This window comes from Luteibacter sp. ME-Dv--P-043b, assembly GCF_030209605.1.
In the GTDB taxonomy this organism is placed as follows: domain Bacteria; phylum Pseudomonadota; class Gammaproteobacteria; order Xanthomonadales; family Rhodanobacteraceae; genus Luteibacter.
The window spans coordinates 223,150-241,611 of the sequence record NZ_JARVRT010000018.1; the positions used below are offsets into that span (position 1 = coordinate 223,150).

The 18,462-nt window shown below is 63.2% G+C and carries 14 protein-coding genes; 9 read left to right on the forward strand and 5 right to left on the reverse strand.

What is annotated here, in order from left to right; genetic code table 11:
* Positions 1 to 164: 164 nt before the first annotated feature.
* On the forward strand, positions 165 to 614 hold the full coding sequence (locus tag QRN34_RS12390; protein ID WP_285404818.1) for a DUF4440 domain-containing protein: 450 nt from the start codon (positions 165 to 167) through the stop codon (positions 612 to 614).
* 2 nt (positions 615 to 616) lie between these two features.
* Positions 617 to 1,195 carry a cupin domain-containing protein gene (locus tag QRN34_RS12395; protein WP_036141387.1) on the forward strand — a complete coding sequence of 193 codons (579 nt, stop codon included), beginning with the start codon at positions 617 to 619 and terminating at the stop codon, positions 1,193 to 1,195.
* A gap of 26 nt (positions 1,196 to 1,221) precedes the next feature.
* On the opposite strand, the gene QRN34_RS12400 is transcribed toward QRN34_RS12395, so the two are convergent.
* On the reverse strand, positions 1,222 to 2,445 hold the full coding sequence (locus tag QRN34_RS12400) for a PQQ-dependent sugar dehydrogenase (protein ID WP_285404821.1): 1,224 nt from the start codon (positions 2,443 to 2,445) through the stop codon (positions 1,222 to 1,224).
* Between the two features lie 118 nt (positions 2,446 to 2,563).
* On the opposite strand from QRN34_RS12400, the gene QRN34_RS12405 reads away from it, so the two are divergent.
* Together QRN34_RS12405 and QRN34_RS12410 are read left to right on the forward strand one after the other, a co-directional pair.
* On the forward strand, positions 2,564 to 3,649 hold the full coding sequence (locus tag QRN34_RS12405; RefSeq protein ID WP_285404823.1) for an acyltransferase: 1,086 nt from the start codon (positions 2,564 to 2,566) through the stop codon (positions 3,647 to 3,649).
* A gap of 345 nt (positions 3,650 to 3,994) precedes the next feature.
* A complete protein-coding gene (locus QRN34_RS12410) occupies positions 3,995 to 5,074 on the forward strand; it encodes a hypothetical protein (RefSeq protein ID WP_285404825.1) in 1,080 nt (359 codons plus the stop codon).
* 141 nt (positions 5,075 to 5,215) lie between these two features.
* Here QRN34_RS12410 and QRN34_RS12415 read toward each other — a convergent pair whose 3' ends face one another.
* Both QRN34_RS12415 and QRN34_RS12420 read right to left on the reverse strand, forming a co-directional pair.
* A complete protein-coding gene (locus QRN34_RS12415; RefSeq protein ID WP_285404826.1) occupies positions 5,216 to 6,307 on the reverse strand; it encodes a hypothetical protein in 1,092 nt (363 codons plus the stop codon).
* Positions 6,308 to 6,502: 195 nt separating this feature from the next.
* Positions 6,503 to 8,110 (reverse strand): cyclic peptide export ABC transporter, encoded by a 1,608-nt coding sequence (locus QRN34_RS12420; protein ID WP_285404828.1) that lies wholly within the window; start codon positions 8,108 to 8,110, stop codon positions 6,503 to 6,505.
* A gap of 287 nt (positions 8,111 to 8,397) precedes the next feature.
* Between QRN34_RS12420 and QRN34_RS12425 the strand changes: the two genes are divergently transcribed.
* The 5 genes from QRN34_RS12425 (at position 8,398) to QRN34_RS12445 (ending at position 14,085) form a co-directional block, all read left to right on the forward strand.
* The gene (locus tag QRN34_RS12425; RefSeq protein WP_036141379.1) at positions 8,398 to 8,586 is read left to right on the forward strand and encodes a DUF6229 family protein; all 189 of its coding nucleotides are present in this window, start codon (positions 8,398 to 8,400) and stop codon (positions 8,584 to 8,586) included.
* A 69-nt stretch (positions 8,587 to 8,655) separates the two neighbouring features.
* Positions 8,656 to 11,490: a type 2 lanthipeptide synthetase LanM family protein gene (locus tag QRN34_RS12430; RefSeq protein WP_285404831.1), complete on the forward strand. Its 2,835-nt coding sequence runs from the start codon at positions 8,656 to 8,658 to the stop codon at positions 11,488 to 11,490.
* A gap of 127 nt (positions 11,491 to 11,617) precedes the next feature.
* Positions 11,618 to 11,977 (forward strand): hypothetical protein, encoded by a 360-nt coding sequence (locus tag QRN34_RS12435; RefSeq protein ID WP_285404833.1) that lies wholly within the window; start codon positions 11,618 to 11,620, stop codon positions 11,975 to 11,977.
* Positions 11,978 to 11,984: 7 nt separating this feature from the next.
* Entirely contained in the window at positions 11,985 to 12,350 is a 366-nt protein-coding gene (locus tag QRN34_RS12440; protein WP_285404835.1) for a hypothetical protein, read from the forward strand.
* 61 nt (positions 12,351 to 12,411) lie between these two features.
* The gene (locus QRN34_RS12445) at positions 12,412 to 14,085 is read left to right on the forward strand and encodes a methyl-accepting chemotaxis protein (RefSeq protein ID WP_285404837.1); all 1,674 of its coding nucleotides are present in this window, start codon (positions 12,412 to 12,414) and stop codon (positions 14,083 to 14,085) included.
* Between the two features lie 775 nt (positions 14,086 to 14,860).
* Here the strand turns inward: QRN34_RS12445 and QRN34_RS12450 are convergent.
* The gene (locus tag QRN34_RS12450; RefSeq protein ID WP_285404839.1) at positions 14,861 to 15,835 is read right to left on the reverse strand and encodes a glycerophosphodiester phosphodiesterase family protein; all 975 of its coding nucleotides are present in this window, start codon (positions 15,833 to 15,835) and stop codon (positions 14,861 to 14,863) included.
* Between the two features lie 4 nt (positions 15,836 to 15,839).
* Positions 15,840 to 18,374 carry a TonB-dependent receptor gene (locus QRN34_RS12455; protein ID WP_285404841.1) on the reverse strand — a complete coding sequence of 845 codons (2,535 nt, stop codon included), beginning with the start codon at positions 18,372 to 18,374 and terminating at the stop codon, positions 15,840 to 15,842.
* Positions 18,375 to 18,462: the final 88 nt, after the last annotated feature.

Consider the following 18,462-nt stretch of genomic DNA (forward strand, 5'->3'; position numbering starts at 1 on the left):
AACCGCTTTTTTGCGGCAGTGCAGCGAGCCCTGTTTCGATCAGATCAAAAAGTTTTGATGGAGTCAAGCTTTTACGTTAGTCTGCCAACGGACCGACCGCTGCCATCCGGCCATGCTTGCCGGTGTCGGCGGAAGGGCGACTTCCCACATGTTCCAGGGGTGCCATGAAAACCTTGTCCGTTCTTTTCTGCGCCCTGGGCGCCGTGGTGACGACTGCCTCCATGGCGGCTGAAGCCCCAGCCGAACCGGTCGCCCAGGCCATCAAGCAGACACTCGATGCCAGTGCCGCCTCATGGTCCGCCGGCGACCTGAAGACCTTCATGGAGTGCTACGAGCGCGCGCCAGGCACGCGCTACGTGGGTTCGAGCGGTATCGTCGAAGGGTACGAGGCGATCGAGGCGATGTACGCGTCACGCTTCCGGACACCCGGTGCCGGCCTGGGCAAGTTGACCGTGGACATCGTCGACGTCAAGCCCCTGGGCACCCAATACGCCTTCGTCATCGGGCGTTACCACCTCAAGCCGGATACCGGTGGCGAGGTCTCGGGCTTCACTTCGCTGCTGTTCCACAAGGTCGGCACGCGCTGGCTGATCAGCAGCGACCACAGCTCCTAATCATGGCGGGCGCGCAGGGGACGCCGGACAAAGCCGATGGCCTGAGCATAGGCTCCGCGATCCGGGATCGACGACGTGGCCTGGGCCTGACCCTGCAAGCCCTGGCCAACCGCTCCGGGCTATCCGTTCCTTTCCTGTCGCAGGTGGAGCGGAACCTCGCCCATCCCTCGCTGCTCTCGCTTGAGGCCATCGCTCATGCCCTGGAGGTGGACGTCGATTACTTCGTCGGGGTACCCACACCAGGGCAGATCGTATGTCGCGCCGATGAGCACGACCGGATCGACCTCGAGTCGCCCGTGGTCTACGAACGCCTGAGCGGGCGACATGCCGAGCGCAAGATGGAAGCGTTACGCCTGACCGTGCCGGCAGGGCTCGTGGCGCCGACGATCCACAGGGAAGGGGAGGGGTTCTGGTACCTCCTCAGTGGTTCGCTCGAAATGACGGTGGGCAGGAAGACGTTCGTGCTGCACGCGGGGGACAGCGCCCACTTCGACCAGCGGCATCCTTACAGCATGCGCAATGCAGGCAAGGACGAGGTTCGGATGATCTGGGTAGGAACGCCGGCCATCTTCAGGGACTGACCGGCGCCCTCACGAATCCCCGAAGCTTATTTCGGGGCAAGCCGGTACAGGCCGCCGGGCTGCGCGTCTTCCAGCAGCCAGAGCGAGCCGTCCGGCGCTTCCTCGACATCGCGGATGCGCTTGCCGATGCTCCAGCGCTGGACCGCGGTGGCGCCGCCCTTGTTGTCGACGGTGACGCGAATGAGTCCGCTGCTGACCAGGCCGCTGATCAGCGCGCTGCCCTTCCAGTCCGGGAACAGGTCGCCCTTGTAGAACATGATGTTGCCCGGCGCGATCACCGGCTTCCAGTAGATGACCGGCTTGACGAGATCCGGGCGCGTATCCGGGCTGGGAATAGGCACGCCGTTGTAGTTGGCGCCATAGGACACCAGCGGCCAGCCGTAATTCTTGCCACGCTGGATCAGGTTCAGCTCGTCACCGCCGAAGGGGCCGTGCTCGAGCTCCCAGAGCCGACCATCGGGAGCGAAGGCGAGGCCGTAGGGTGTGCGATGGCCGGTGCTCCAGGTCTCGGCCGGCGTGAGGTTGGCACCCGGGAACGTATAGGTACTGACGACCGGCGCCGTCTTGGCGGCTTCGGTGTCGGCCGGCGGATCGATCAGGGGAATGGTCCGGGCGCCGACCTTGCCTGCCCACGGATTGCCCGGGGCGGGTTTGCCGTCCAGCGTAAGGCGGAGGATCTTGCCTTCGGGCTGGTCGGGATCCTGTGCCGGGGTGAAACGCTGCCGGTCGCCCACGGTGAGGAACAGGTACTTGCCGTCCGGTGAAAACGCGATCTGGGCGCCGGGCTGCCCACCCTTGCCGGTGGGCATCTGCTGCCACAGCACCTGGAAGCCTTCCAGTCGCGGCTGGTCGTTATCCACGACCAGGCGGCCTCGCCCCATCACCAGGCCGCCGCCGTAATCACCGGGGGCGACATAGGTGAGGTAGACGTAGTGGTCGCTGGCGTAATGCGGCGAAAGGAACACGCCCAGCATGCCGTTCTGGCCTTCGACATAGCTGGGCGGCACACCCTTGATCTCGGTCTTGGCACCTTGTGGGGTCACCAGGTCGACCCGGCCGACCTTTTCGGTGACCAGCATCCGGCCATCGGGCAGGAAGGCGATGCGCCAGGGCAGGTCGAAGCTGGCTACCTTGGTGACGGTGAAGGGGAGTTCGGGATCGGGCTTCTGGTCGCCTGCATTGGTCTGTGCATGGGCGGCGGCGCCGGTGAGCAAGGCGCCGAGCAGGAGCGCGTTCTTCAGGTTCTTCATGGGCTTGTTTCCTCGCAGCCGGCGTCTTCGCCTGGCCTGGATGACTGCAAGGGCCAGTCTGCCATCCGTCGATCTACAATGCATCATTTCCAGATGAAGACGGACAGGACGATTGCCGATGACGATCCCGCATGCCTCGGTAACTGCCGCGCTGCCTTCGACCAAACAGCATTTCCCGGCACTCGACGGCCTGCGCGGCGTCGCGGCCATCGCCGTGGTGATTTTTCACTTCATGGAAATGGTGAACGGCGACTACAGCCATATCTTCATCGGACACGGATGGCTGGCCGTCGACTTCTTCTTCTGTCTATCCGGGTTCGTGGTCGGTTATGCCTACGACGACCGCATCGGATCGATGGGGGTCTGGGGCTTCTTCAAGATCCGCTTGATACGCCTGCATCCGATGGTCGTGTTCGGCTCGCTGCTGGGCCTCATCACGCTGTGCGCGAATCCGCTTCGCGTGGATCAGCTGCCCTACGATCCCGCTTCGCTTGGGCTCATGCTGCTTACGTCGATCTTCCTGATCCCCTATCCGACGATGCCGGAGGCCGGGTTCAGTCTCTTCGGACTGAATTCGCCCGCCTGGTCGCTGTTCTCGGAATACATGGCGAACGTTGCTTATGCGCTCGTGCTGTGTCGGCTGGGGCGCCGTTCGCTGAGCATGGCCACGGCTGCCGCAGCGATCGTCCTGTGCCTCGTGGGCTACCGGGAAGGTAATCTGTGGGGCGGCTTCAACGGCGACACGTTCTGGGTCGGCGCTGCAAGGGTGACGTTCTCCTTTCTCGCCGGTCTGCTGATATACCGCCGGAAATGGCTGCTGCGGACGCGTCTTGGATTTCCAGGCCTGGCGTTGCTTCTGATCCTGCCCCTCGTGATGCCGTATGCCGACGGCGGGTGGATCTGCGAAGTCGCTGTGATCGTCCTCTATTTTCCGCTCATCGTGATGCTGGGCGCGGGATCCGTGCTCGACCGATTGTCGGTGAGATTCTGCAAAATCGCCGGGGATATCTCGTATCCGCTGTACATGACCCACTATTCCGTCATGTATATCTTCGGCGATTACTATCGGTCGACCAAGCTGGACGCCGGGGCACTGACGCTGGTGATCGCCGTAAGCACGGTTGCCCTGATCGCTTTCGCTTACGTGGTCATGAGGTACTTCGATCTTCCGTTGAGGCGATACCTGATGAACAGGAGCCGGTGAGCGGGGGAGAGCAACAAGTTCGAAGCTTTTTCGGCACGCGCAAGTTGCCAAAAAACCGACGCGAAACGCCAGGTCGCGACGGCTAGGCATTATTCCGCGGCGTGGATCGCCAATTCAGCCGGCAGCACTTTCAAAAGTGCTGAATACGTTCGTGACATCATATTTTTACGCCTAAAACGGAACATTTTTCGTTTTTAGGCGCGTGGCGCGACGTCAATATTTCGTGGTTACATCCCGGCGCACAAGGAGGTGTACTTCAGGGCCGCATGTTATGTCGGAAACAACGGGGGGTCCGGATCATCCGGCTTTCACCGCTAAACCAACGCGTTTCCACGGGAGAACAACGTGCCAGTGAACAACCTTTCCGTTGCTGTTCGACGTATTAAGCTCGCCGTCGTCGCCAGCCTTGCCTGTGCAGCCTGCGTACCCGCCGCCTTCGCGGCACCTCTCGGCGACGACACGGCGCAAGCGCCATCGATGGTGCTTCCGCAAGCCGTACAGAGCTGGCACGAAGACATCACGCGTATGTCGACGCCCTCCAATGGTTGTTTCCAGGCCACCTTCCCCAGCATGACCTGGGAGAAGACGTCCTGTTCGCAGGTGAGTCCATCCGCTCACCCGATGCCGCGCCGTTCCCAGGCTGTAGGGGCGTTTGCGCCGGCCTCGGGTGCGGCAACCACCGGTAACGGCAACGACTACGCGATCGCCACATCCAACCTGATCAGGAGCGCCACCGGAACCTTTCCGTCGGTTACCGGGGTGACCTCCGAGAGCAGCGTCGGGGTAGCGGCGTTCGGCAATGGCGGCATTCTCGGACCCAACGAGTACACGCTCCAGGTCAACACGAATGCCGATCAGGCCACGTCGGCCTGCCAGAATCATTCGGGCTGCAGGAACTGGCAGCAATTCGTCTATGGCACCGACTACAGCACGCCGGGCCAGGCCCAGGCCTTCATCCAGTACTGGCTGATCGGCTACGGCAACACCTGTCCGAGCGGGTGGTTCGGCGGCGGCAGTGGCTCCTGCTACAAGAACAGCGCCGGCGTGACCGCACCGAACGTTCCCGCGACGCAGCTGGCCAAACTCAAGCTGACGGGAACCGCCACCGTCGGTGGCAACGATACGCTGGTCTTCACCAACGGTACCAAGGCGTACTCGCTCAGTGCTAGCGACAGCGTGCTGGGTATCGCCAGCGTGTGGGATCGGGCCGACTTCAACGTCAGCGGCGATGCGGGCGGAGCGGAAGCGGACTTTAACGCTGGCTCGTCGATCACGGTCAAGATCTCCGCCGTCGACGGCACCACGGCACGACCGACCTGCGTTTCGAACGCCGGGACGACCGGTGAGACCAACAACCTGAATCTCGGTAACTGCACGGCTACAGGCGGCTCATCGCCGTCGATACAGTTCGCCGAGTCGAACTAGGCAGCGTGATTCACACAGACGGTACGGAAAGCGCCGAAGCGTCATGCTTCGGCGCTTTTCCATTTGCTATACCCCACGATCGAAGGGCCTGCTCGCCCCCAAAACCGGACTCGACGACGTGCCATCGAGCCCGTTCGGAACTCAGTTCGATTCGGTGAACTGAATGAACGGCGTGGCGCCGCCCGACGTGGTGCAACGACCCAGGGTGAGGTTGTTGTACTCGCCCGTCGTGCCGCCGCCGTTCGGACCCAGGCAGCTCGGGACGCGGGTCGAGCCGTCGTTCACGGCCAGTTTTACGGTGATGGACGAACCACGGTTGAAGTTCGCCGCAGGCGAGTTCGACCCGTCGCCGACGACATTAAACTCCGAGGTGTTCCACGTCGAGGCGATCTGCAGCGTGCTGTCGCGCTGGCTGATGGCGTAGACCTTGGTTCCGTTCGTGAAGGTCACGGTGTCGTTGCCGTTGGCCGTGGCCGAGCCGGCGAGCTTGACGCTGCCCAGGCTGCTTGCCGGGACATTGGGCACCGCGACCGCCTGGCTATTGGTGAAGCAGCCCTGGTACTCGCTGGTATTGAAGGACTGCCAGCCTCGCGGGCACGAGTCACCCGGGCCGACGAACAGCCAGTTCTGGATGAATACCTGCGGATTGTTGCTGCCGTTATCGGTCGAGTAGATGAACTGCTCCCAGGTGGAACAGGCGGCGTAACCGTTGGCGGCGCAGTAGGGCGACGTATTGCCGAGGTTGACGACGTCATCGCTGGTGTTGGTGTTGAGCTGGAGGGTGTACTTGTTGGCACCCAGGGCACCCGACTCGGAAGTGACGCCCGTCACCGTCGGAAAGCTGCCCGTGGCCGAACGCGTTAGGCTAGCTGTTACCGCCGAATAGTCGACACCGGCGCCTGCCTTGGCGGATACCAGCGAACCGGAAAGGCTGGTCGAGCGGGTGATTCGCGAATGGCCGGTAGAGGTCGGCGACGGCGGGATCGAGCGGTAGTTGGGCGCTGCATTGCATCGCTCCGCGGTCCAGATGCGGCTCGGATAGGACACGCTCCAGCAACCTTCGGCCGGCGGGCCGTCCTCCTTGACCTGTTCATGCCAGGCCTGGACCGCCTGGGTCGTTGCGAGGGCCGCGATGTCCGTCTGCGCGGCGGTCGCCGCGGCGAACGGGGCGATGCCCAGGATAACGGTGGCGACAGCCGACGGGATGGCACGCTGGATGTTCTTGATCGTCATTGTTTTCTACCCCTTTGAGTGGAAGGAAATTCAGAGGGGCGACGAGCATCGTCCGCGGAAGGATCAGCGGGACGCACCGATGGCCACTCCTTGACTACAACGCAGCCACGACCCCATCCCCCCACCGTCGGGGATGGGAAGGAGAGCAAAACAGGATGTGCGTCACATGGGCGGCGCCGTACCGACATCCGCAAGCTACTCGACGATCTTTCCGCCCTCCAGCTTGATGACGCGATCGGCCACGTGGAAGTAGCGGTCGTCGTGGCTGATCGCGATAACCGTCTTGCCGCGCGCCTTCAGCTCCGGCAACAGCGTGCGATAGAAGTAGTCACGGAAGTGGGCGTCCTGGTCCGCCGCCCATTCGTCGAAGAAGAAGATCTCGCGATCCTCCGCATAGCATTGCAGCAAGGCCAGGCGCTTTCGCTGGCCCGTGGACAAGGTCAGCTTCGACAACTCGCCCTGGTTCACCTGCACGTGAGCACCCAGCCCGAGTACCGTCAACAGCTGCCCGATACGATGGTCCGACAGGCGTTGCCCCGTTGCATCGATGACATGGGGAAAGAGGAAGAAATCGCCGAAGACGCCCGTGAAACGCTCACGATAACGATGGATGTTGCCATCCAGGGATACGCCATCCACCGTGACCCGCCCCGAGTGGGGTGCCAGCAATGAACTGAGAACGAGCAGCAGCGTCGACTTTCCGCTCCCGTTGCCACCGACGATGAACACCATCTCGCCACGCTTTACCTCCAGGTTCACCGGCCCCAGCGCGATGCGCGACTCGGCGTCGCCGGCATAGCGGTAAGAGACATCTTCCAGCCGGATACAATCCCAGGTGTCGAGTGGCGCCGCCGCGGTATCCGGCGTCCGCGCCGTGGTTTCGCGGGCGAGATCCAGCCCCACGCGCTGCAGGTGACGAAGGCTGGCCGTGCCCACGCCCACCTGCCGTGCCGCGCTCACGATGAACGCAACGGGGCCGCTGAGGAACAGTGCACCGATGACGAACGAGACAACCGTCGCCTGCGGCAGCGCCAACGCCGCGTAACCCAGGTAGACGATCACGAAGACCGAACCGTAGACCACCGCCGACGACCACGCCTCGTTGAAGCCCAGCCCGGTGTTTACCTGCACCGACAGGACACGGGCTCGCTGGATCGCTGGCCCCAGCAGCTCGTCGGCGACATAGGTCGCCCGGGACACGTTCAGCGTCATTTCCTTCTTGCCGTCGCTGAGGTAGCGAAAGTACTCGAACACCGTGTCGCTGGCGTCACGCAGGCGATCGAAGCGCTTGCGAAGGAAACGCTCCAGCGTGAGCGAGACCAGCAGCGTCGAGCAGAGGAAAGCGAGCAGGGTGCCTAGCAGCGGTAACGACACGCTCGCGAGATAGCCGGCGTACAGGGCAGCCAGCAAGACGTTGTAGGCGAGCAGGGGCGCAACCAGTACCAGCGGGGCGATGCTCGCCACGTCCTCGATCAGGGAGCCCACGATGGAATGCTTCGTGGTTGCTAGTGCCTCGTATTCGAGGTCGATGAACCGGTTCGAAAGGTCCACGCGCAACTGCGCCACAAGCGATGCGCCCAGGCGCGCCAGGATGAACTGGGACGCACCACTGGACGCCAGTAGCGCGAGGAGCCAGCCGATACCCGTGGCCAGTGGCCTCGCACCCAATGCGAGAAGCCCTCCCGCGGCCATCCGATTGATGTGTGACAGCAAAGCCATGGTCGATATCGCGCTCATCGCGGAGAGGACGACCGCGGCGACTAATGCAGGGCGATGCCGGCGGAGGAAACGCTTGAGAATCATCGACTGGTCCGGTTGAGGGAGACCGCGAAACCCGGCTCACCCGCGCACTGTCACACCTGGGATGCCCGCGTGTCCGTCGCGTTGGGCGCAAATTCGGCATGGTCAGTCAGGCATGGCGTGGTTTTCATACAAGATGCCGCTTGACGACGCGCCTCATGGGCCTGTCGAAACGACCTTGCGTCGGCTTGTCCTGGCAACGCGGGAGACGTCACCGCTGAAGCGCCCGTGGCGGTGGGGTTGCTCCACATTCGGGCGCCTGCCTGTAACACATCGTGGAGTATCTCAATATGCAGACCGACAAGATCCTGGCTGGCTGGTTGAGTGGTGCCGATAGCGTCGATGGGTATGACAATCCGGCGGGCTCGCTTTATACCGAAGGACATGCAACCACCATCGCTGCGTTCACCAGTACCGATATCGCACTGGCTTCGAACTGCAGCTCCTGTACGGCCTCCCGGCCGGGTTTCTGCTGCTGACAGAGGGCGGTAACGATAGCCGTGGCCAACCCCCACGGCTATTTTTTTGCCAACGCGCGGATTCTTCCTATGGCCGACCCGCAGCCGAACGACACGTTCGCCACGATCATCGCGTTCCTGACGGCCGACGTCAGGCGACAACTCGCCGACGAGCTCACCGCGCAGCCGGGCCTGAGCGCGGACGAGAAAGACATCTTCATCGGCAGCGCCGATCGCGCGCTGCTGGATAACGCGGCACGAAAACTCAATCGCGTCCTCCTTCTCGAACTGCACGCGGCGAAATTGTCCGGCGAACTGACCGCCAGCGATGAAGCGGCGAAGTTCGCGCAGTTCGTCGCCAAGGCCACGGGGGCCGACTTTCCCCTCGCGCTGCGACAACGCTATCCGGTACTGGGGCCCCGCCTGGAACGCGCGCTGCGGCAGCAGGGCCGGGGCATCGTCACCCTCGCTTCCCGCCTCGCGGCCGACCGCGGCCGGCTGGCGTCGTTCCTCGGTCAGCCCATGGGCGAACTGCGCTCGCTCGACCTTGGCCAGGGCGATGTCCATGACGGCGGCCAAACGGTGGCACGCGTGGTCTTCACCGCCGGCACCGTGATGTACAAGCCGCGCTCGCTGCGCGTGGATGCCGCGCTGGAAGCCTTCCTCGAAAGCCTGCTCCCCGACGTTTCGCCACGGATCCGCGTACCAGCCGTCCTGGATCGCGGCGCCTACGGCTGGACGCGCTACGTCGAACACGTCTTCTGCGCAGACGATACGGAACTCGTCGCGTTCTACCGGAACATAGGTCACTGGCTGGCGGTCATGCGCCTGCTCGGCGGCACCGATATCCATCACGAGAACCTGATCGCCTGCGGTCCGGTGCCCTACGTGGTCGATGTCGAGAGCTTGTTCGTCACGGAGGAGACGGTGGCGCCGTCCGGGAAGGGCGAAGCTGTCGATCTGGCACAGGCCCTCATTCGCTCATCGGTCCTTCGCACCGGACTGGTGCCCTTCCGCGCCCCCGCGCTCGGCCTGGATGGCGTGGACATTTCCGCCATCGGCGCCTTGCAGGGCGAGCAACCCACCATACGCGGCCCGGAGATCGTCAACGCGGGCACCAGTGATGCGCGCGTCGGGCTCGTCGACGTGCAGATCGACGAGGCCAAGAACCATCCGTGCATCCATCCGGACATCTCGCGGTTCTGGGAGGATATCGTCGCCGGATTCCAGGACCTCACGACACGCCTGGTCGACCTGCATCACGCGGGCACGCTCGCCGGGCGAGTCGCCGCGTTCAAAGGCAGCCGTATCCGCCGCATTCGTCGTCCGACCCAGTCGTATGTCGAAGTGATGCGCATGCTCTGGCACCCGGCGTCGCTGCACGACGAGCCCGCAGCCATCGCCCGTGCGACCGATCTGCTCGAACGTAACGCGGCCGTTTCTCCCGTCGCGCCCGCCCACGCCGCGGCCATCGCGGCCGAGATCGAAGACATGCGCCATGGCGATATCCCCGTGTTCGCCAACGTGCTGGAACAACCGCAGATCGACGACGTATTCCAGGCGTGGCTCGACATGCGCCCGGAGATGGAAGAACTGACCATTCGCGGTGCGCTGGTGACCGCGCACCTCAACGTGCGCCTCAACGACGACAAGCGCTCACCCTACGACCTCTCCGCTCGCCATCCCCACGCCGACGACATCGATCGCCGGCGACGCGCGATGGCGAAGGAAACCGTCGAGCAGATGCTCCGACTGTCCGTACGCGGTCGGGACGGCACGATGACCTGGATCAGCCCGATCCTCGGTCGCAGCGGTTGGACGATGCGCACCCTGCAACCGAACCTCTACGTGGGCCTGTCGGGTATTGCGCTGGCCCTGGCCGGGTATGCGAGAGAGATGACGCTAGGGCGAGCCGACACTGTCGAAGGCGTGACGGCGGCGCTCGACGGTGTGCTGCGTGTGCTGCGCAAGGCCGAGGACACCGACGAACCGGAAGCCATTGGCGGCTTCATGGGCCTCGGCTCCCAGGTGCTTACCTGGCTTACCCTCGACGGCCTTTGTCCGGATGCCGGCTTGCTCGCCAACGCCATCAAGCAGGCGTCCGTGATGGAACGCTGGGACATCGCGAACGAGCGCGTGCTCGACATGCTCGAAGGCGTGAGCGGCGCCATCGTCCCCCTGTTGCACCTGGCCGACACCACGGGCGATGCGCGCTGGCTGGCCCTGGCGGCACGCGCAGGCCATCGACTGGAAGCCACGGCCATCGTCGACGCGCGCGGCGCACGCTGGCCCGCCTCGATCTTCAGCGAACCCATCGGCGGCTTCGCCCACGGTGCGACCGGCACCGGCTGGGCCCTGGTTCGCCTGGGCCTCAGTCCGTCGGGCACGGCGGCCGATCGACAGCGTTGGCTCGCCCTCGCAGAGCGGGCTTTCGATTTCGAGGAATCGCTCTACGACGCCGAAGGCCGCAATTGGATCGACATCCGCAAACCCGACAGCCGCGACTTCGCCAACACTTGGTGCCATGGCAGCGTCGGGATCGGCTTGGCCGCGTGTGACCTTTACGCGCGTACCGGGCAGGCCCGTCACCTGAGCACGCTGGAGCGTGCGGTGCGCGCCGCCGTCCAGGGCGGATGGGGCTACAGCCACACGCTGTGCCATGGCGACCTGAGTACATGGGAACTGTTGATGCGAGCCCGCCGGATCGATCCCGGCCTGGTACCGCCGGAGGAACTGCCGGGTATCGCGATCATCCTGTCGAGCATCGAGGAACACGGCATCGTCGGCGGCCTGGCGCGTGACGCGTTCACGCCGGGCCTGATGAGCGGCATCTCCGGGTCGATCCACCAGTTGAATCGCATGCATCCGGAGTGCGATATCCCCTCGCCGCTGCTGATGGAATGCAGGGTAGGGGAATCTTGCTGAAAAATGGTAGAAATGCCGAATATGGTCATTTCAATGCACGCTCGATTCGCGAGGCTTTAATAAAAACAATGACTTAAACTTGGCATGGCATGTGCATATCGAGTGAAAACTCGATGGATGGAAAGTCATGTCGTTGTGGTCATTCAAGGGGGTATCGGGCGTCCGGCCCGACAAGGCGCGGCTTTCCGCCGTTACCGTGAACAACGTGATTCACCGAACCTGCCAGCAGGCGATCGCCGAGGATGCGCTTGCCCTGCTGGACGCGTTTGCTGATCGTGATGTCGATGAAGTCCTGTTCCGTGCGGGACTCCTTTCGAACCTCGCCGAACAAATCCGCTGCATGTCACTTTGCGAGGCGTCCCAGGCGCTGCAGGACGCCCCCGTCAGTGCCCGACGCATGGGAGGGGACAGGACCCTCTCGCGAGCCCTTGTCGAACGTGTCATCGCTACCGCCGCCGATGCCGTGACGACGATCGATGGGCGGTGACGCGGTCATGCGTGCGCTGCGCATCGTCCTGGCGTTAGGGCTCTGCCTGGGCGAAACCCAGGTAGCGACAGCGATGACCGCCGAGACGACCTGCCTGGCGTTCGTCACATCAGGCGCGTCGCTGGTCGTCGATCGCAGGGATACCCATGCCGTCGACCATTGGGACATCGTCTCCGTGCGGGCCGGATCGCCGGGCTGTACAGCCTCCATTCGATCCGCGACCCAGGTCGGCACGCTTTCGATGGCGCCCTCGGGCATCCGACTTACCCTCGCCCATGCGGCGAAGGGTCAGGGGTGGGTATGCGCGTCTCCGCACCAGGGTACGTCGGCCCCGGCGCGCATCGCGTGTTGGCCGACCGACGGGGTCGAGTAATCCGTCTTCGCTTTTTTTTGCTTCATCACTGGGCTTAAGCCCGACATCCAGGGGACCCATCATGCGATTTTCCGTTCGTGCAAAGATCTTTTCAGCCATGGGTATTGCCTTGGGGCTAATGCTCGTTCTCGGCGGGACAGGGCTGGAAGGTGTCAAGAAGGTTCATGTTCTCGCCGATGAGATGTACACGTCCAACGTCACCTCCATGATGCAGATCGCCGAAGTAAAGCAAGCGATCCTCAATGAACGCGTCGCGTTCCTTCGAGCCATCGTCGACCCGACCCTTGGCGGCATCGGTCAGCGTATTCATGCGGAGTCCGACAAGGAAGCCAAGGCCTGGGCCCGATACTACCCGGCCAATGTCAGCTCGACGGAGGAACGACAGGCCGCGGATGCTTATCTTGCCGAGCGCACCAAATCGTTACCTGTGGTCGAAAAGGAAATTTCGCTTCTCGAAGCGGGCAAGCTCGACGAAGTGCGGCAGCTGCAGATTCAGGTCGCCGGGCCGGCGCTGGGACGTCTGGCGGAAAAGATGGATGCCCTGGCAGGCATAAACGCCCGCCAGGCCGGCGACGCTGCCACCTTCGCCAACGGCAGCTATGTTCAAACGCGCAACCTGTCCGTCGCTGCGCTTATGGTAAGCGTGATGGCACTTCTCGCCATCGCCATGATGCTGGCCCGTAGCGTGTTGGTTCCCCTGGGCAAGGCACGGGCGCTGGCCCAGGCCATTGAAGCAGGACGCCTTAACAACGTCACGGTGGTATCGGGTAACGACGAGTTTACCGACACCTTGTTGGCCCTGGACAACATGGACAAGCGCCTGGCCAGCATCGTCACCGACGTACGGCATATCTCGCAGGAAGTGTCGTCGTCGGCAGGCGACATCGCCCAGGGCAACGACGATCTGTCGCAGCGAACGCAGGAGCAGGCCAGCTCGCTGGAAGAAACCGCCGCCTCGATGGAGGAACTGGCTTCTGCCGTGAAGCAGAACGCGGACGGGGCAGAACAGGCCAAGCAACTGACCCTGCGGGTACGAGGCGACTCCGAACTGGGCAGCAAGGTCTCGGCAGAGGCGACCGAGGCGATGGCCTCCATCACGCAGGCGAGCAAACAGATCGGCGAGATCGTTACGCTGATCGACGAGATTGCCTTCCAGACCAACCTGCTGGCCTTGAACGCTGCGGTGGAAGCGGCACGCGCGGGAGACCAGGGCAGGGGCTTCGCCGTGGTAGCCGCCGAGGTCCGGAATCTGGCCCAGCGAAGTGCGGCGGCCGCCAAGGACATCAAATCACTTGTCGTCTCCACCGTGGCCAGCGTGGATGTGGGCGCTACCCTGGTGGGCCGAACGGGGACCGTGTTGAGCGAGATATCCGCCGGCGTGCGCTCGGTCAACGCCATTGTCGAGGAGATCGCAGCGGCGTGTCAGGAGCAGGCCGCCGGTATCAGCCAGGTCAACAATGCGGTGGTCACCCTGGATGATGTCACCCAGCAGAACGCGGCCCTGGTCGAAGAGGCCAGCGCAGCAAGCAAGAACGCCTCGGACCTATCGCAGGAATTGCTTCGTAAGGTCTCGTTCTTCTCCGTGACTGGCGCTGCTCCATCGGTGCAGGCCAGGACGGAACCGCAAGTACCTGAAGCGCCCGTACGCCGATCCATGTCGGTCGTCATGTCTGCCATGGCGCCGCGCAGCCTTGCCGTCGCCGGCGGCGATCAGGGTATGTGGCGCGAGTTCTGAGGAGGTGGGCTGAGGCGCCCATGCATCGGCCGGGACCAGCGTTCGTCTTGGTCCCGGCCGATCCGCGGAAGCGCCTTTATGCCTTCCTGACCCCGTTGCGGAAAACCGTCGATCGGCAAGAGGTACTGCTAGCGTGCAACTTCATAGCAAGCTACGTCCGCGAGCAGATGCCGCAACTTTGATGCCGAACCGAACACCCCCTGGGAGGGCCCGAGGCTGCATCCGCGATCCGCTCGCCTTGCCAGCGAAGACCCGAAGCTTCGAGTCGCAGTGGCCAACATCCGGTTCAGCGGTCAACGAACCTGACGCCTGCTCAATGAAGTCTTTTGCGTGACGCTGAGCTGCGTCCTGCGCGGACCGCCGACTCGACCAAAAACCAGGGACACAGTTCGAAGCAACCGTGACTCCATTGATGACGATGTGATAGCGACACTGGGATTTTCCGACTCTGACTTCGTCAAACGTATACTGAAGAACATAAGCAACCATGTACTAAATCCGATTGGTGAAAGAATTCCTGGCTTCTCGGCCGCTGTGATCAAGCCTTTGTGCGAACCGCGTCGGGTCGCGCGTAAATCGACAGAAAATTCAGTTTTAAACTTAGATCAAGCTTCGAGTGTTACGAAGGTCGGCGAATCAAACGCGGTCGCCGTCGTCGCTAACGCTCTTATTATAGCGAGGCCATCTTTACCGACTCGCTACGTGCAGACTCAATACATCATTCTCGTCCATTCATCCTCGCGGTGAGAGGAGGGCACAACTGGTGGTCGGATAGTCACTGTCCTGTCGGACGAGAAGCCATATCGGCGTGGAGGCCACGCTTCGTGAAGTAGTCGAGCGCAAGGGCAGGTTCGTCGGTCTGAATGATGTCGACGCCATGATCGAACAGCCAGCCCCACGCGGCATCCGGATTCTTCTGTGCTGCTACATCGTCATGGCCGGCGGACATGTTCATGGGGCGATGACTGGCGACATCGGTGGCCAGGGTGTTCACCCAAACGTGGATCGAAAGGGAGCGCGCGGCGCTGGCCACGCCGTCGAGTCCGGTACCCGGTCCAAGCAACAATTCCACGGCGACCACGGGCAGGTCGTTGCAGCGTCGTATCAGCTCACTGGCACCCGGGCCATGCGCGGTGACCGGGAGGACAACCGAGAAGGGCAGCTGCCTGCCCCAGCGCTGTACGTCATCCCGATCGGTGTCGAGTGATCGCTTGACCAGTACCTGGGGGCCCATCTTTCTGGCCAGCACCCGGGCAATGACCGCGTCGTAGATGTCATCGTCCTTGATGTCCAGATTGACCAGGATGCGGCCTTTGACCCGGTCGAGTGCTTCATCGAGGGTCGGCACGTGCCGGTCGGTAAGCGGCTCGTTGCCGCCGCCATGGGCGCGCTGGCGAAGGGAACGGACCTCTCTGGCGGTGAGATCGCGCACCTTGCCGTGGCCGTTGGTCGTGCGGTCGACGGTGTCATCGTGCATCAGCACCATGTCACCGTCGCGCGTACGACGGACGTCGATCTCCACCATGTCGACGCCCAATGCCACGCACTTATCGATGCCCGACAGGGAGTTCTCGGCCGTGTATTTCCAGCATCCGCGATGCGAGACCACCATCACCTTTCCGTCGGGATGAGCCAGTCGGGCTTCGTTGGCTGCGAACGATGCGCTGGATGCGTTGGCATCCAGCGCGAACCCTGTCAGCAGGAATAGGCCTGCTGTACAGGCATACCGGGCGGTGCGCCGGAAGGTCATCGAATCACCAGTTGTACGTGACGGAGGCTTGCCACAAGCGTCCGAAGATAGCCCGCGCGTAGATCGGCTCTACCGTGCCCTGTCCGGCAAGCGTGTCGGTGCGGGGATTGCCTTCGGTGAGGCCGTGGGAGTTGGTCAGGTTGCTGCCCGAGAGCTGCACGGTGAGATTCGGCTGTAGCTTTGCCAGGAGACTGGAGTCGTAGGTGGTATAGCCGGGGAGTGACGTCTGGTTGGCGAAGTCCACATATCGCGATGCGGTGTGGAAAACGGTGACCGACCACTCCATCGGTACGCCGCCGAGCGAGAAGTAGGCGGTGGGGGTGAGACTGCCCATCCACTTCGGAATGCGCGGCAGCTGCTTGCCCTGGTAAGCGGCGGCATCGACTCCGCCTGGCGCGGAAAGGCTCAGTGTTTCCGGGTCCTGCGCGGTCAGGCTGGCAGCCAGGCCGAACACGAGGGAAGGCCGCCAGTTGACCGAGTTCTCCAGGCCGTACGTGCGGGTCTTGCCGACCAGGGGCAGCGAGACGATCGTCTGCGTGCTCGGGTCGAGCACGAGGCCGCTGAAGGACACCCGGTTGTAGGAACTCCAGTAGGCGATGGACGAGAACGAGAGCGTGTCCTCACCGAAGCGGATGCCGGCTTCGCCCTGCTTGATGTTCGTCACGGGCAGGTTCTGCAGCAGGTAGATGTTCTGCAGTCGCGGCAAGCGTTGCGAGCGCGTGAAGCGGGCAAACAGCTCGGTATCGTCCAGAACCTTGTAGGACGCGCCCAGGGTCCAGGTCAATGCATCGCGTGTTTCGGACTTGGTCGTACTGGCACCGGTGAAGCCCATCACGGCGTCATCGGCCAGCGTGGTGGAGTCGCCCAGGTTGCGCGTGGACGTGGTGTCGTTGCTGCCGCTGTCGAGCAAACGCGTCTTGCGCACGCCCACGTCCAGCGAGAAAGCCGGCGTGATGTGCCACGTATCGGCGGCGTAGGCGGTGAGGTAGCGACCGGTGACATCGCCGGCGACAGCACTGCTGCCGTAGCGGGAAAATCCGTGAGAGGTCACCGAACCGATCGGAGCGCCGTTCGCATTGTAGGCCAGCACGTCGAGTGCGTTGGCCTGGTTCTGTACCGTTGTGAGCAGGGTGCTGGAAAGGCGGCTCTGGCGGAAGCTGAAATCATCCCCATACAGGCCGACGGCCACATCGTGATCGCCCCAGCCCGTGTTGAGGGTGCGGCTAAGGCGCAGGTCGTCGATCACGGTGCGCACGCGTGTCCGCACGGCCCACCAGGGGCTTTCCATGACCAGTCCGTTGACCGGTGCCACGTCCGTGCCGCTGGCGTCGTCCACATAGCCGAGGCGGGTCGTGCCCGGGAACGCCCGGGACGCTGCTGCGAGCCGCGAGTCGAGGTAGCCCTGGCTGTCCGAGGGGTTGGCGCCGGAGAAGATCGTGTCGTAATCGACTTCCGCGTTGGTGTAGCGCAGCTTGTTACTGAGGGTCCATCCGCTGTCGCCCAGATCCAGGTCCAGATAGGTGCCGGTCTGGAACATCTTGGTGTGGATGCCGTTGGCCAGGTCGCTGTCACGTCCCATACGGCCGTTGCCGTCGAAGCTTTCGAGCGTGCGTTGCCTATAGCTGTTCGACAGGATGGTTCCATCGCCCGGGTCGAGAGCCGGGGATAGGGACTGCGATACATGCCGCGGATCGCGCAGCGGCGTCGCGGTATAAAAGGCCGTACGGTCATTCAGGTATCTGGCGTCCCAGTCCAGTCGACCGCTGTCGAACAGGAAAGAAAGCGCTGTACGCAACTGGCTGCCGCTGTCGCCCTTGTAGCCGGCGTTGCGAAAACCGCTGTCGTCGCGGGCAAAGCCACCCACGCTATACAGGATCTTGTCGGTGATGGGGCCGGAGGCATAACCCTCGAGACGGCGAAGGTCGTCCGAACCTCCAGTCACACGTAGCGCCCCGGTGGGCTGGGTGGTGCCCCAGCGCGAGATCAGGTTCACCGTGCCACCCGCGGCATTGTTCGCGTAGATGGGCGAGGTACCGCCGGTGACAACCTCCAGACCTGCGGTCGTCAGGTCCGTGCGGTTGAGCGTATCGATGTTGAGGAACGACTCTTGGGGCTCGTCGAAGATAGGCAGGCCATCTTGCTGTAGCTGGACGTTGTACCAGCCGCCATCAGGCAGGCCGCGCACATAGATGTTCTGGCCACCGCCCTGACCGCCAGACGCCTCCGTCCAGTACCCCGGTACCGCCCGGATGGCCTGGACCAGACTGGTCGGCGCGGCGCGATCGTACTGCTGGCGATCTATGGTGGTGATGGCGAACGGCGCGTCCAGCTGGCTGACTTGGGTAGCCGCACCAGTGACGACGACGTTGGACAAGCCGACTGCCTTGTCCTGGGCGGTGGTGTCTTTCGTCGCGGCATCCTTCGGTGGGGGTACCGGTTGGGCATCCTGAGCCACGGCAGGCGCGGAAAGTGCGATGAGCAGGGCCACGGTCAGTGTCTTGAGCGGAGTGGCAACAGTACGAGCGGTGCGGATGGTCACGGATTCCCCCTGAGGATGATGACGAATCGATAGTGAATGCAATCGATTGCAAAGAACGATAATAAGAATATGTGACAGGAACGCGTAA

Coding starts and splice junctions, on each gene's coding strand:
- QRN34_RS12390 (WP_285404818.1), top strand. CDS start 165: ATGAAAACCTTGTCCGTTCTTTTCTGCGCCCTGGGCGCCGTGGTGACG.
- QRN34_RS12395 (WP_036141387.1), top strand. CDS start 617: ATGGCGGGCGCGCAGGGGACGCCGGACAAAGCCGATGGCCTGAGCATA.
- QRN34_RS12400 (WP_285404821.1), bottom strand. CDS start 2,445: ATGAAGAACCTGAAGAACGCGCTCCTGCTCGGCGCCTTGCTCACCGGC.
- QRN34_RS12405 (WP_285404823.1), top strand. CDS start 2,564: ATGACGATCCCGCATGCCTCGGTAACTGCCGCGCTGCCTTCGACCAAA.
- QRN34_RS12415 (WP_285404826.1), bottom strand. CDS start 6,307: ATGACGATCAAGAACATCCAGCGTGCCATCCCGTCGGCTGTCGCCACC.
- QRN34_RS12420 (WP_285404828.1), bottom strand. CDS start 8,110: ATGATTCTCAAGCGTTTCCTCCGCCGGCATCGCCCTGCATTAGTCGCC.
- QRN34_RS12425 (WP_036141379.1), top strand. CDS start 8,398: ATGCAGACCGACAAGATCCTGGCTGGCTGGTTGAGTGGTGCCGATAGC.
- QRN34_RS12430 (WP_285404831.1), top strand. CDS start 8,656: ATGGCCGACCCGCAGCCGAACGACACGTTCGCCACGATCATCGCGTTC.
- QRN34_RS12435 (WP_285404833.1), top strand. CDS start 11,618: ATGTCGTTGTGGTCATTCAAGGGGGTATCGGGCGTCCGGCCCGACAAG.
- QRN34_RS12440 (WP_285404835.1), top strand. CDS start 11,985: ATGCGTGCGCTGCGCATCGTCCTGGCGTTAGGGCTCTGCCTGGGCGAA.
- QRN34_RS12445 (WP_285404837.1), top strand. CDS start 12,412: ATGCGATTTTCCGTTCGTGCAAAGATCTTTTCAGCCATGGGTATTGCC.
- QRN34_RS12450 (WP_285404839.1), bottom strand. CDS start 15,835: ATGACCTTCCGGCGCACCGCCCGGTATGCCTGTACAGCAGGCCTATTC.